The organism is Litorimonas sp. (assembly GCA_029936425.1).
GTDB lineage: Bacteria > Pseudomonadota > Alphaproteobacteria > Caulobacterales > Maricaulaceae > Litorimonas.
The window spans coordinates 1-13375 of record JAPYSU010000019.1 but is presented as its reverse complement, the minus strand read 5'-3'; the positions used below and the strand labels follow the sequence as shown (position 1 = coordinate 13375).

Genomic DNA, 13375 nt, shown 5'->3' with positions numbered 1-13375 from the left:
GAGGATATGCATGTGCGCTAAACATATTCGTGTCTTTTTCTTCGCAGGCTCCACTATAGTCAGGTCTAAAAGGGGAAATCCATGACTGAAATAAAAAATAGAATTGCATTTGTCACCGGGGCGGCTTCGGGGATTGGTTACGCGCTTTGCGAAGCTCTGATAAAACGGGGCGCTCAGGTGATGATGGCAGATATTGATGTTGACGGTCTGAAAGCCGCACAAGAGAAGCTAAACGCACCTGACCAGACGGCAACTGTTACATGCGATGTCTCAAAAATCAGTGATATTGAAAATGCCGTCAAAGCCACCTTAGAGGCTTTTGGAAAAGTCCATTTGATATTTAATAATGCAGGCGTCAGCCTTGGCGGAAGGCCCGGTAAAATCGCGCTCGAAGATTGGAAATGGATCGTCGATATCAACGTGATGGGCGTCGTCTATGGATGCGAAGCTTTTATACCCACTCTCATAGAGCAAGGGGAAGGCGGTCATGTGATTAACACGGCGTCTATGGCCGGCCATTCGACCGATATCGGGATGTCGCCCTATTTCACAACCAAATTTGCCGTGGTCGGTTATTCCGAGGCTCTGTCGAAAGAACTCTCGACTGTTGGAATAGGGGTCTCCTGTCTCTGCCCCACCTGGGTAAAATCCAATATTCACAACACAACAGAGAAGGCCCCTGTAGCCGGAAAATTTGTAGAGGCCATCAGAAGCTCAAAACACTATCAGGCCGTCAAGGAGTTGATAGAGAACGGTATGGACGCAAATGTCTATGCAGAGCTTTGTCTGAACGCTGTCGAAAGCAACCGTCTGCATGTTTTCAACGATCCTGATGCGCGGCAAGCCGTCGTGGACCGAAGCACCCAACTTTTAAGTGACTATGATGAAAATCTGAAAGTCCTGAGACTCAAATAAAGAAATAAAATAAACCCACCTAATCAGTCAACGAAAACAAAAAAGCCGCCCCGAATGGAGCGGCTTTTTTAATTTTACATGGTGTCGCTTATTCAGCGGCGCCCTCTTCGATTTCCGTTGGGAACTCTTCGAGCTGCGGCGCGGCGGCCGCTTTATCTGCCAAGAACTTCTCGTCGCGGTCATTCGCCAGCTTCTGATACTTGCGGAGGTTACCGCCTGTACCGGCCGGAATAAGACGGCCCACAATGACGTTCTCTTTCAGACCTTCGAGCATGTCTTCCTTACCGAGGACGGACGCTTCGGTCAGAACGCGGGTTGTTTCCTGGAAGGATGCTGCGGAGATGAAGGAGCGTGTTTGCAGAGACGCTTTGGTAATACCGAGCAGAACCGGATCGGCCGTCGCAGGAGTCGCGTTTTTATCGCGCTCGAGCAAGGCTTTGTTGACCTGGTTAAATTCAATTTTATCCATCTGCTCATTCTTGAGCAGCGTCGTATCGCCCGGATCCGTGATCTCGACCTTTTGCAGCATTTGACGCACGATAACTTCAATATGTTTGTCGTTAATCGGAACGCCCTGCAGACGGTAAACACCCTGAACCTCGTCCACGAGATATTCCGCCAAGGCCTCAACGCCCATAATGGCCAGAATGTCATGCGGCGCTGGGTTACCGTCGATGATGAAGTCACCCTTCTTCACTTTGTCACCATCAGAGACGAGCATGTGCTTGCCCTTGGCGATAAGGAAGCTGGACGGCTCCATTGTTTCATCTTCAGGTGTGATCTGGATTTTACGCTTGTTTTTGTAATCACGCGTAAATTCAATCTTGCCGTCCATGTCCGCGATAACCGCATCATCCTTCGGACGACGGGCTTCGAAGAGCTCGGCCACACGCGGCAGACCACCGGTAATATCCCGCTGGGTCGCACCGCCCTTGGCGATACGGGCCAGAATAGTACCCGGCTTGACTTTTGCGCCGTCCTGAACGGACAAGATTGCGCCAACAGCCAGCATGTAACGGGCAATATTGCCGTTTGGCAGTTTGATTGGTTCACCGTTTTCGTCCTCGATAACCGCCACAGGCTGAATATCGCCGGATTTGGAAGAGGCGCGCCAGTCAACAATCACCTTGGAAGAGATACCGGTTTCTTCATCGGTCTCTTCCTTGGCAGAAACGCCGTCGACAATATCAAGCAGGCGGACAGTACCGCCGACTTCCGTCAGGATTGGAGTCGCATATGGATCCCATTCCGCCAGACGATCGCCGCGGGCCACTTTCGCGCCAGATTTTTTGGACAAACGCGTACCGTAATCGACTTTGTGAGTTTCCAACTCTTTGCCGTCTTTATCAACGATAGAGAGCTCAAGCTTACGGGATTTGGCAATAAAGACCTTACCGGCTTCAATTGCGTCTTCCTTATCATATTGAAGTATACCTTCATTCGAAGATTCAATAACGGACTTGTCAGAAACAGACGCCGTCCCCCCAATATGGAAGGTCCGCATGGTAAGCTGCGTACCCGGCTCGCCAATGGACTGAGCGGCGATAACGCCGACAGCTTCGCCCATATTGACTTTGGTGCCGCGTGCAAGGTCGCGGCCATAACACGTCGCACAAACACCGGTTACAGTGTCACATGTCAGCGCACTACGGGAGCGAAGATTTTGCAATCCGGACTCATCGATTGCGGCGGCAATGTCTTCGTCAACATAGGTATTGGCTGGGAACATGAGGTCGCCCGTACGCGGATCCTGAATATCTTCGGCGAGCGTCCGGCCCAATGTCCGTTCCCCCAGAGAAACGACGACTTCACCGCCGTCCACAACTGGCTTGAACTCGATGCCTTGCTCTGTACCGCAATCCTGTTCGGTCACAATACAATCCTGCGCCACATCGACGAGGCGGCGTGTCAGATAACCTGAGTTCGCCGTTTTCAGAGCGGTATCAGCCAGACCCTTACGCGCGCCGTGGGTCGAGTTAAAGTAATCCATCACGGTCAGACCTTCTTTAAAGTTTGCCGTAATTGGAGTTTCAATAATTTCGCCGGACGGCTTGGCCATGAGGCCGCGCATACCTGCAAGCTGTTTCATCTGGTTTTTGGAGCCCCGAGCACCGGAGTCCGCCATCATGAAGATAGAGTTGATGACCTTACGCTCGCGCGCGGCTTCACCCATCATGGCGTCAGCCACTTTATCCGTACATTTGGACCAAGCATCGACAACCTTGTTGTACTTCTCGCCTTTGGTGATGAGACCGTCAGCATATTGCTGTTCGAAATCAGAAACGAGGTCCTGAGTTTGATTTACGAGCGTATATTTCTCTTCCGGAATGACCATGTCATCCTTACCGAAGGAAATACCGGCTTTCGCCGCTTCGCGGAAACCAAGACCCATCATCTTATCAGCAAAGATGACAGTCGCCTTTTGACCAGCATGACGATAAACCGTATCGATCAATTTGCCGATTTCTTTTTTCGTCAGAATTCTGTTGATGATGTCATAAGAAATGAGGTGATGATTTGGCAGGAATTCAGCCAGCTTCAACCGTCCAGGGGACGTCTCGGCCACTTCATAAGTTACCTTGCCATCTGCATCCGTGACAGGGAAGCGTCCCTTCACTTTGGAGTGAATACTAACAATTCCGTTGTCCAGAGCCGCTTCGACTTCTTCGATGGAGGCAAACATCATGCCCTCACCTTTTTCGCCGTCGCGCATCAAAGACATGTAATACAGACCCAAAACAATATCCTGAGACGGTACAATGATGGGCTTACCATTGGCAGGTGACAGGATGTTGTTGGTAGACATCATCAAAACGCGGGCTTCAAGCTGCGATTCGATTGAGAGCGGTACGTGGACAGCCATTTGGTCGCCGTCAAAGTCAGCGTTAAAGGCGGAACAGACAAGCGGATGAAGACGGATCGCCTTACCTTCTGTCAGTTTTGGTTCAAACGCCTGGATGCCCAATCTATGAAGGGTCGGCGCGCGGTTAAGTAGGACCGGGTGCTCCCGAATAACTTCGTCGAGGATATCCCAAACTTCAGGGCGCTCTTTCTCCACCAATTTCTTGGACTGTTTGACTGTGCCGGACAGACCTTTGGCGTCGAGACGCGCATAGATGAACGGCTTGAACAACTCGAGGGCCATTTTCTTTGGCAGACCGCATTCGTGAAGTTTCAGCTCTGGGCCCACCACGATGACGGAACGTCCGGAATAGTCCACACGCTTACCAAGAAGGTTTTGACGGAAACGACCCTGTTTACCTTTGAGCATGTCGGACATGGATTTCAGAGGACGCTTATTGGCGCCTGTAATCACGCGGCCGCGACGACCATTATCAAACAAGGCATCAACGGATTCCTGAAGCATCCGCTTTTCGTTACGGATGATGATGTCCGGCGCGCGGAGTTCAATCAGACGCTTCAAACGGTTGTTCCGGTTAATAACGCGGCGATAAAGATCGTTCAGGTCAGACGTTGCAAAACGGCCACCATCCAGAGGTACAAGCGGGCGAAGCTCCGGTGGAATAACCGGAACGACAGTGAGAACCATCCACTCAGGACGGTTGCCGGATTGAACGAAGGCCTCAAGAAGCTTCAAACGCTTACGGAATTTTTTCAATTTAAGCACAGATCCGGTTTCGGTCATATCGAAACGTGTGCGCTCAATCTCGGCTTCGAGATCGAGGTTTTGCAGCATGTCGCGAACGGCTTCCGCGCCGATACCGGCGGTAAAGCTGTCTTCACCGAATTCGGCCTGCGCGTCGATATATTCTTCTTCGGACAGGATTTGACGCTCTTCGAGAGAGGTCAAACCTGGCTCTGTCACAACATAGGATTCAAAGTAGAGTACGCGCTCAACTTCTTTCAGCGTCATGTTGAGCATGGTTGAAATACGCGAGGGTAGAGACTTCAAGAACCAGATATGCGCAACCGGCGCAGCCAGTTCGATATGGCCCATACGCTCACGACGAACGCGGGTGACAGTCACTTCGACGCCGCATTTTTCGCAGACGACGCCTTTATACTTCATACGCTTATATTTACCGCAAAGGCATTCGTAATCTTTGACCGGGCCAAAGATGCGGGCGCAGAACAGGCCATCTTTTTCCGGTTTGAAGGTCCGGTAGTTAATGGTTTCAGGCTTGCGGATTTCCCCGAACGACCAAGAAAGAATCTTCTCAGGCGACGCGAGTGAAATACGGATACGGTCAAAGGTCGGGCCTTCTTGCGCGGGGTTGAAAATGTTCATGACCTCTTGGTTCATGGGATTTTCCTTTCAAAGTGAGCGACGGCGTCCCGCCTCTCTAAAAATTCTTTGGTGAATTCGTATATAGAACGATTCACCGACAAGTCAGTGTAGCAGGGATGTCAACACCCCTGCCCTGTCTTAAGATTTATCCGTTTGTCAGTTCCACATTCAGGCCAAGAGAACGGATCTCTTTAACCAGAACGTTGAAGGACTCAGGAATACCGGCTTCAAAACCGTCATCACCGCGGACAATAGATTCGTATACTTTCGTACGACCCGCAACGTCATCGGATTTGACTGTCAGCATTTCCTGCAGCGTATAAGCTGCGCCGTAAGCTTCCAGAGCCCAGACTTCCATCTCACCGAAGCGCTGTCCGCCGAACTGTGCCTTACCGCCCAGTGGCTGCTGAGTAACAAGTGAGTATGGGCCGATAGAACGGGCGTGAATCTTATCATCCACCAAGTGATGCAGTTTCAGAAGATATTTGTAACCGACTGTTACCTGACGTGTGAAACGATCACCTGTCCGGCCATCATGCAATGTGACCTGACCTGAGCTATGTAGTCCAGCTTTCTCAAGCATTTTCACAATATCAGGTTCGCGCGCGCCGTCAAAGACGGGCGTTGCGATCGGAACGCCTTTGGTCAGGTTCCCGGCCAATTCGATAAGCTCGTCATTCTTGCGCGGTAGAGTTTCCTCTTCGCCGTAAGCATGTTGAAGCGTCTCTTTCAGAGCCGACATATCGCCTTCAGCCTTGTAAGTTTCCAACGCCTCGTTGATCATCTTGCCAACACCGGAACAGGCCCAACCCAAATGGGTCTCGAGGATCTGACCTACGTTCATTCGCGACGGAACGCCCAATGGGTTCAGCACGATATCAACGGCGGTACCGTCTTCAAGGAATGGCATGTCTTCAATCGGGTTAATCTTGGAGATAACACCCTTGTTTCCGTGACGACCGGCCATTTTATCACCCGGCTGAAGCTTACGCTTAACGGCAACAAAGACTTTGACCATCTTCATCACGCCTGGCGGAAGTTCATCACCGCGCTGGAGTTTATCAACCTTATCTTCAAAACGGGCATCCAAACGGGACTTAGAAGAATCATACTGCTCTTTCAGAGCTTCCAATTCGCCGATTGCCTGCTCGTCATCAACGCCGATACGCCACCAGTCGGAACGGGGAATATCGTTAAGTGTTTCTTCTGTCACAGGGCCTTTCTTGAAACCACGAGGACCGGAAACAGCATTTTTACCCATCAAGGTATTCTGAACGGAGCCGTAGATTGACCGCTCAAGAATTGAGAGCTCGTCATCACGATCTTTGCCCAAAGCTTCGATTTCTTCGCGTTCGATTTGCATCGCGCGCTCATCTTTGTCGACGCCGTGACGGTTAAAGACGCGAACTTCGACGACAGTTCCTGACGCTCCCGGAGGAAGCTTCAAGGACGTATCGCGGACGTCAGACGCTTTTTCACCGAAGATTGCGCGGAGGAGTTTTTCCTCCGGTGTCATCGGGCTTTCACCTTTTGGCGTGACTTTACCGACAAGAATATCCCCGGCATGAACTTCAGCGCCCACAGCCACAATACCGGCTTCATCGAGGTTCCGCAGAGCCTCTTCGCCGACATTTGGAATATCGCGTGTAATCTCTTCAGGGCCGAGCTTTGTATCACGCGACATGATAGAAAACTCTTCGATATGAAGAGATGTATAGACATCGTCGCGCACAATACGCTCTGAAATCAGGATCGAGTCCTCAAAGTTGTAGCCATTCCAAGGCATAAACGCGACGAGCACGTTCTTACCAAGCGCCAATTCACCCAAATCGGTGGACGGGCCGTCAGCAATAATATCGCCGGCTTTCACTTCGTCTCCAACCGTCACCAATGGACGCTGGTTGATACAAGTGGACTGGTTAGAGCGCTGGAACTTCAGCAAGTTATAAATATCAACTCCGGAACGGGTCAGGTCAGTTTCCTTGGTCGCGCGAATAACGATACGTTTTGCGTCAACTTGCTCAACAATACCTTCGCGTTTCGCCGCAACGGTTGCGCCGGAATCAAGAGCTACAACAGACTCCATGCCGGTTCCGACCAGAGGCGCTTCGGCCTTCAGCAGAGGTACGGCCTGACGCATCATGTTTGATCCCATCAAGGCACGGTTCGCATCGTCATTTTCCAGGAACGGAATAAGTGCGGCCGCAACAGAAACAAGCTGCTTCGGAGACACGTCGATAAAATCAACGTCTTCTTTTGCAACCAAGGTTACTTCGCCGTTGACCCGGCAGGTCACAAAGTCAGAGGCCAGCTCTGTTTTGTCGTTAATTTCGGCATTGGCCTGAGCCACGGTATAGCGCGCCTCTTCCATAGCAGAAAGATAGACGACCTCATTGGTCAGTTTGCCGTTATTGATTTTGCGATACGGGCTCTCAATGAAGCCGTATTTATTCACGCGCGCATGTGTGGCGAGTGAGTTAATCAAACCAATATTCGGGCCCTCGGGCGTTTCAATCGGACAGATGCGGCCATAATGGGTTGGGTGAACGTCGCGAACCTCAAAGCCTGCACGTTCGCGCGTCAAACCACCTGGGCCAAGCGCTGAGAGACGGCGCTTATGCGTAATCTCCGAAAGCGGGTTGGTCTGGTCCATAAACTGAGACAGCTGGGAAGAGCCGAAGAATTCGCGGACAACAGCGGCAGCCGGTTTTGCATTGATAAGGTCATGCGGCATAACCGTTTCGATATCTACAGATTGCATACGCTCTTTAATGGCGCGCTCCATCCGCAAAAGACCAATACGGTATTGATTTTGCATCAGTTCACCGACTGAGCGAACGCGGCGATTACCGAGGTTATCAATATCGTCCACTTGGCCAATGCCGTCTTTTAGTTTGCTGAGTGTATCTACAACAGCCAGAATATCTTCCTTGCGCAAGACACGGATTTCGTCGCCCACATCCTGCATATCCATACGAAGATTCATTTTCACTCGACCAACGGCGGACAGGTCATAACGCTCCCCATCAAAGAAGAGTGAATTAAAGAGATCCTCTGCGGCTTCCGCTGTTGGCGGCTCGCCCGGACGCATGACGCGGTATATATCAACAAGCGCGCCTTCGCGTGTTTCGTTTTTATCTGCCGCAAGCGTATTGCGGATATAAGGGCCGACATTGACGTAATCGATGTTCAATACGGACAACTCATTAATACCAGCTTCGTTGATTTGCTCCATGGACTCAATGGAAAGCTCGTCCCCTGCTTCGGCGTAAATCTGACCTGTTGACGTATTGACGATATCTTCCGCCGCGAAGCGCTCTGACATTTCCTCATTGGAAATCAGAATGTTCTTTAAACCATCATCCGCCAATTTCTTGGCGCCGCGTTTCGTCAGCTTGCGGCCTGATGGCGCAACAACTTCGCCGGTTTTGGCATCAACGAGGTCGCGAAGCAGTTTTGCGCCGCGATAATCTTCGGCGTTAAATGGACGAACCCAGCCATTGCTTTTCTTGTCAAATTTGAAAGAAATGGACTCATAATACTGGTCCAGAATATCTTCCTTAGACATGCCCAAAGCATAAAGCACGGTTGTCGCAGGCAATTTCCGGCGGCGGTCAATACGGGCATATAAAATGTCTTTGGCGTCAAATTCAAAATCAAGCCAAGACCCGCGATAAGGAATAATACGGGCTGAGAAGAGGAACTTGCCTGAGCTATGGCCTTTCCCTTTGTCATGGCTAAAGAAGACGCCGGGTGAGCGGTGCATCTGAGAGACGATAACACGTTCTGTACCATTAACAATAAATGTGCCTTTGTCCGTCATGAGCGGAATATCGCCCATATAGACATCTTGCTCTTTTATGTCTTTCACAGACCGCGCGCCTGTATCGTCATCAATATCAAAGACGACCAAACGCATTTTGACCTTGAGCGGCGCGGCGAATGTAATATCGCGCTGCTGACACTCTTCTTCGTCAAATTTTGGTGTCTCGAATTCGAAAGACACATATTCCAGAACCGCACGGTCGGAAAAATCCCGAACAGGGAAGACAGAGTTGAACACGCCGTTCATCCCTTCATCCTTACCGCGATCGGCTTGCTCTATGCTTTTTTGCAGGAATTGATCGTAAGAGCTTTTTTGAACTTCGATCAAATTCGGCATCCGAACAACTTCGGGAATACGGCCAAAGCTTTTACGAATGCGTTTTTTACCTGTGAATGTAAGCGACATCAAAGACACCTTCTCTTTTAAAGCAAAAATCCGCCTCCGGGCTGCAGTCCCGAAGCGCGTTTCGCTTTTTAAAATTCCGTGAAAGTTTTAACCTGCTTTCACCAGACGGACTGTTCACTCTACAGGCCGAAAAGAGGATAGTCCGGAGCGAGGACGCCCCGGACTACTGAGACTATTTAAGCTCGACAGTCGCACCAGCGGCTTCGAGTTTCTCTTTGATGTCTTCAGCTTCTGCCTTAGGCGCGCCTTCTTTGACGGCTTTAGGAGCAGCTTCAACAAGCTCTTTGGCTTCTTTCAGGCCAAGACCTGTGATGCCGCGAACTTCTTTAATAACAGCAATCTTGTTGCCGCCGAAAGAGGTCATGACGACATCAAATTCGTCTTTCTCTTCAGCTGCACCAGCGTCGCCGCCACCGGCAGGACCAGCAACAGCCACAGCGGCTGCGGCTTTAATGCCGTTTTCTTCAAGAATATCATTCAATTCTTTTGCTTCGAGGATGGTCAAGCCCATCAGCTCATCAGCTAGCTTTTTTACATCAGCCATTTTTTAGTTTCCTTTTAGGTTTCAGTTCGAATTTTGCGAGAATGGAAAGTGTTATGCCGCCGCTTTTTCTTCTATCACCTTGATCGCACCAGCGAGGTTTGATCCTTGTGACGTAAGACGCTTAGCAACCTCAGAAGCCTGACCGATAAGACGTTGAGCCGCCATACCAATAAGCTCTTCGCGACTTGGAAGCTTGGACAGAGCTTCAACACCTGATGTGTCAAAGACATCCTCACCCATGAAACCGCCAATAATCTCGAGATTTTGCGAGTCCTTGGCGAATTCAACAGTCACTTTTGGCGCAGAGATCATATCCTCGGCCCACGCAATTGCGATAGGACCAGTGAATTTTTCACCCGCCGCTTCGAAAGGCTTCCCCTTCATAGCGATCTTTGCCAAACGGTTTTGTACAACACGGAAAGTCGCGCCTTGCTCTCTGAGCTTGGCACGCAAATCTTCCATTTCCGCAACGGTCATGCCTGAATAAGCAGCCATAACCACGGAGCCTGCACCATCAAAGATCTCTGTGAGTTCTTTAACGGTGTGTTCTTTTTGAGAACGATCCATTTGCGGTCTCCCTGTTTAATGGGCCTCACACCATGCGGGGCCCGACAAGTGCCGCGGCCAGTTAAGGACGCAGCGGTTTTTCTGTCCCTTTTCAGGTCAACAGGGCTCGAACCGAGACGCAAGCGCGCGCGGGGCGCACAATTATATCGGCCTTACTCTGTCTGCGCCGGAAATTAAGCCCTGCGTTTGCGGAGCACCGGTGGTCTTGGACAGACCGAACATAATCTTTAGGAAAATGTCCGGTATTGAGCCGCAGACCCAAAAGCCCGCGACTTCAAATTCTTTAATCGCCTAAGTCGACACCTCAGACGAATCGATTTTCACACCCGGGCCCATGGAAGAGCTGATCGTGATGCGCTTGATATATGTACCTTTGGCCCCGGAAGGACGCGCTCTCTGAATAGCTGTCAAAAACGCATTGACGTTTTCTTCCAGCTTGTCTTGAGAAAAGCTTGCTTTCCCGACACCGGCGTGAACGATCCCGGCTTTTTCCGCCCGGAATTCAACAGCGCCGCCTTTAGCATCTCCTACAGCTTTGGCTACATCCATTGTCACAGTGCCAACCTTCGGGTTTGGCATCATGCCCTTAGGACCCAGAACCTTACCGAGACGGCCAACAAGCGGCATCATATCCGGCGTGGCAATTACGCGGTCAAAAGGCATATCGCCATTTTGAATTTGCTCAGCCAAATCATCGGCGCCGACAATATCCGCTCCGGCTTCACGCGCCTCATCTGCCTTTGCATCTTTTGCAAATACAGCAACGCGGATAGATTTACCGGTACCGTTCGGCAACTGACAAACGCCGCGGACCATTTGGTCAGCGTGGCGAGGATCAACACCGAGGTTTAGAGCCAAATCGATAGTTTCATCGAATTTCACTTTTGCATTGTCTTTTACAATCTTTACGGCGTCTGAAACGCTGTAATTATTATCGCGGTCAACATTGGCTTTCGCCGCTGTCATTCTTTTACCTGTTTTTGCCATGATCTTACCCTGTCACCTCAAAGCCCATTGACCGGGCGGACCCAGCAATAATCTTTGTCGCCTGATCCAAATCATTTGCAGACAAATCTACCATTTTAGCTTCTGCAATTTCGCGGCACTGCGCCATCGTTACTGTTCCGCCGACCTCGGAGCCAGGCAGTGTTCCGCCCTTTTGCACGCCCGCCGCCTTTTTCAGATAATAAGAAGCAGGGGCTGTTTTGGTAACAAACGTAAAGCTCTTATCCTGATAGACAGTAATGATAGTTGGTGTTGGAATACCCTTTTCGAGATCTTCCGTTTTGGCGTTAAACGCCTTTGCGAATTCCATAATATTCACACCGCGCTGACCCAATGCAGGGCCGAGGGGCGGTGAGGGATTGGCTGAACCCGCAGGGATCGTCAGCTTGATATAGCCTTGAATCTTCTTTGCCATGTTCCACTCCTTCAAGTGTCTCCCGATTTAACGGAAGGATTGATGCAGGCCGCCTCATGCCGCCTGCTTTGTGGTGTCCGTGGTGCGCCTCCTGATAACAGAAGACAGAAAGGCGATGACTGGACTTAGCCACGCCTCCCACAGACAATATTCACCTAGCTCTGTTTTTCGACCTGGGTGTAATTCAATTCGACAGGTGTTCCCTGCCCAAAAATGTTAATCAGGACCTTCAAGCGCGCATGCTCTTCGTCCACGCTCTCAACCGTGCCATTAAAGCTTTGAAACGGTCCGTCGACAACCTTGACTGTTTCGCCAAGGTCAAACTGCACCATAGGACGAGGACTATCGACGCCCTCTTGAATTTGTCCAACAATGCGCTCAACCTCTTTTTCGCTCACCGGGAGCGGTTTGGAAGTAGAGCCCAAGAAACCTGTTACTTTCGGCGTATTCTTGACCATGTTGTGAACCGCATCCGTCAGATCACACTTCACAAGGACATAGCCCGGAAAAAATTTACGCTCTGACTCAACCTTGCGGCCCTTACGAACCTCAACAACACTCTCTGTCGGAACCAGAATTTCCTCGAAAAGATGAGACAAGCCCTTCTCTTCCGCTTCGCGCTCTATACTGCGCTGAACATGCTTTTCGAAATTCGAATAAGCCTGCACGATATACCACTTAGCCGCCACAGTTACGCGCCTCCCATGTTCAGTACGAGTCTGACGATTGTCGCAAGCGCCCAATCAACGAAGAAGAAGAACACACCCATCAGAACAACCATAACCATCACAAGCACTGTTGTGGTGAGCGTTTCACGCCAGGTCGGCCAAACAACCTTTCGAGCCTCCTGACGAACCTGTCCAAGATATTGAACAGGCCCAACAGACGACTTATCGTCTTTGGCATTACCGGCTTTGGCTGGTACTGGCTTTTTCTTGGCCATTCTTTCCTCAAACTCCAAAACGCGAAACAGCCCTAAAAGCCGTTCGCGTTGTTGATTGCCACGAACTGAAGCACACTTTGATACTTACAAAGTGCTCGGGCGAAGCTGGCAGGGGCGGAGGGACTCGAACCCACGACCCTCGGTTTTGGAGACCGATGCTCTACCAACTGAGCTACACCCCTAAAGCAGTCCCGATCGGGCGGCAGGCTGAGGCTTTCTCAACCCGCTATGAAATCTTAAGACCTAATCAGTAATCTTAGAGACGACGCCGGCGCCGACAGTACGTCCGCCTTCACGGATAGCGAAGCGGAGCTTCTCTTCCATGGCGATCGGCACGATAAGCTCAACGTCAATGTTCACATTGTCGCCAGGCATAACCATCTCTGTCCCTGACTTAAGACTTACAACACCGGTCACATCCGTTGTCCGGAAGTAAAATTGTGGACGGTAGTTGTTGAAGAACGGCGTATGACGCCCGCCTTCTTCCTTCGTCAGGATATAAGCTT

9 protein-coding genes, 1 tRNA gene and 1 pseudogene are annotated in these 13375 nt (G+C 50.6%); 1 reads left to right on the top strand and 10 read right to left on the bottom strand.

Annotated features, from left to right (window positions below):
* Positions 1-81: 81 nt before the first annotated feature.
* Complete coding sequence (locus ACN0IC_RS12830) at positions 82-915, top strand: SDR family oxidoreductase (RefSeq protein ID WP_416879182.1); 834 nt, start codon at positions 82-84, stop codon at positions 913-915.
* 88 nt (positions 916-1003) lie between these two features.
* Here the strand turns inward: ACN0IC_RS12830 and rpoC are convergent, their stop codons facing one another.
* From rpoC to tuf, 10 genes and pseudogenes are all read right to left on the bottom strand, one after another.
* Positions 1004-5179 carry a DNA-directed RNA polymerase subunit beta' gene (gene rpoC, locus ACN0IC_RS12825; protein WP_416879181.1) on the bottom strand — a complete coding sequence of 1392 codons (4176 nt, stop codon included), beginning with the start codon at positions 5177-5179 and terminating at the stop codon, positions 1004-1006.
* A 130-nt stretch (positions 5180-5309) separates the two neighbouring features.
* Positions 5310-9395, bottom strand: coding sequence for a DNA-directed RNA polymerase subunit beta (rpoB, locus tag ACN0IC_RS12820; protein ID WP_416879180.1), 4086 nt, complete (start codon positions 9393-9395; stop codon positions 5310-5312).
* 172 nt (positions 9396-9567) lie between these two features.
* Positions 9568-9939, bottom strand: a complete 372-nt coding sequence (gene rplL / locus ACN0IC_RS12815; protein WP_416879179.1) for a 50S ribosomal protein L7/L12 — start codon at positions 9937-9939, stop codon at positions 9568-9570.
* A 51-nt stretch (positions 9940-9990) separates the two neighbouring features.
* On the bottom strand, positions 9991-10506 hold the full coding sequence (rplJ, locus tag ACN0IC_RS12810; protein WP_416879178.1) for a 50S ribosomal protein L10: 516 nt from the start codon (positions 10504-10506) through the stop codon (positions 9991-9993).
* Positions 10507-10797: 291 nt separating this feature from the next.
* Positions 10798-11493: a 50S ribosomal protein L1 gene (gene rplA / locus ACN0IC_RS12805; RefSeq protein WP_416879177.1), complete on the bottom strand. Its 696-nt coding sequence runs from the start codon at positions 11491-11493 to the stop codon at positions 10798-10800.
* Positions 11494-11497: 4 nt separating this feature from the next.
* A complete protein-coding gene (rplK, locus tag ACN0IC_RS12800; RefSeq protein ID WP_416879176.1) occupies positions 11498-11926 on the bottom strand; it encodes a 50S ribosomal protein L11 in 429 nt (142 codons plus the stop codon).
* A 155-nt stretch (positions 11927-12081) separates the two neighbouring features.
* Positions 12082-12615 (bottom strand): transcription termination/antitermination protein NusG, encoded by a 534-nt coding sequence (nusG, locus tag ACN0IC_RS12795; protein ID WP_416879175.1) that lies wholly within the window; start codon positions 12613-12615, stop codon positions 12082-12084.
* A gap of 2 nt (positions 12616-12617) precedes the next feature.
* The gene (secE, locus tag ACN0IC_RS12790; RefSeq protein ID WP_416879174.1) at positions 12618-12887 is read right to left on the bottom strand and encodes a preprotein translocase subunit SecE; all 270 of its coding nucleotides are present in this window, start codon (positions 12885-12887) and stop codon (positions 12618-12620) included.
* An 88-nt stretch (positions 12888-12975) separates the two neighbouring features.
* Positions 12976-13051 (bottom strand) — tRNA-Trp (locus tag ACN0IC_RS12785).
* A 61-nt stretch (positions 13052-13112) separates the two neighbouring features.
* Positions 13113-13375, bottom strand: a pseudogene (gene tuf / locus ACN0IC_RS12780) (elongation factor Tu); the annotation flags it as partial.

What these genes read in the sequence shown, in the direction of transcription:
- rplA (WP_416879177.1), bottom strand. Translation starts at nt 11,493, where the DNA reads ATGGCAAAAACAGGTAAAAGAATGACAGCGGCGAAAGCCAATGTTGAC.
- rplL (WP_416879179.1), bottom strand. Translation starts at nt 9,939, where the DNA reads ATGGCTGATGTAAAAAAGCTAGCTGATGAGCTGATGGGCTTGACCATC.
- rplJ (WP_416879178.1), bottom strand. Translation starts at nt 10,506, where the DNA reads ATGGATCGTTCTCAAAAAGAACACACCGTTAAAGAACTCACAGAGATC.
- rpoC (WP_416879181.1), bottom strand. Translation starts at nt 5,179, where the DNA reads ATGAACCAAGAGGTCATGAACATTTTCAACCCCGCGCAAGAAGGCCCG.
- rpoB (WP_416879180.1), bottom strand. Translation starts at nt 9,395, where the DNA reads ATGTCGCTTACATTCACAGGTAAAAAACGCATTCGTAAAAGCTTTGGC.
- ACN0IC_RS12830 (WP_416879182.1), top strand. Translation starts at nt 82, where the DNA reads ATGACTGAAATAAAAAATAGAATTGCATTTGTCACCGGGGCGGCTTCG.
- rplK (WP_416879176.1), bottom strand. Translation starts at nt 11,926, where the DNA reads ATGGCAAAGAAGATTCAAGGCTATATCAAGCTGACGATCCCTGCGGGT.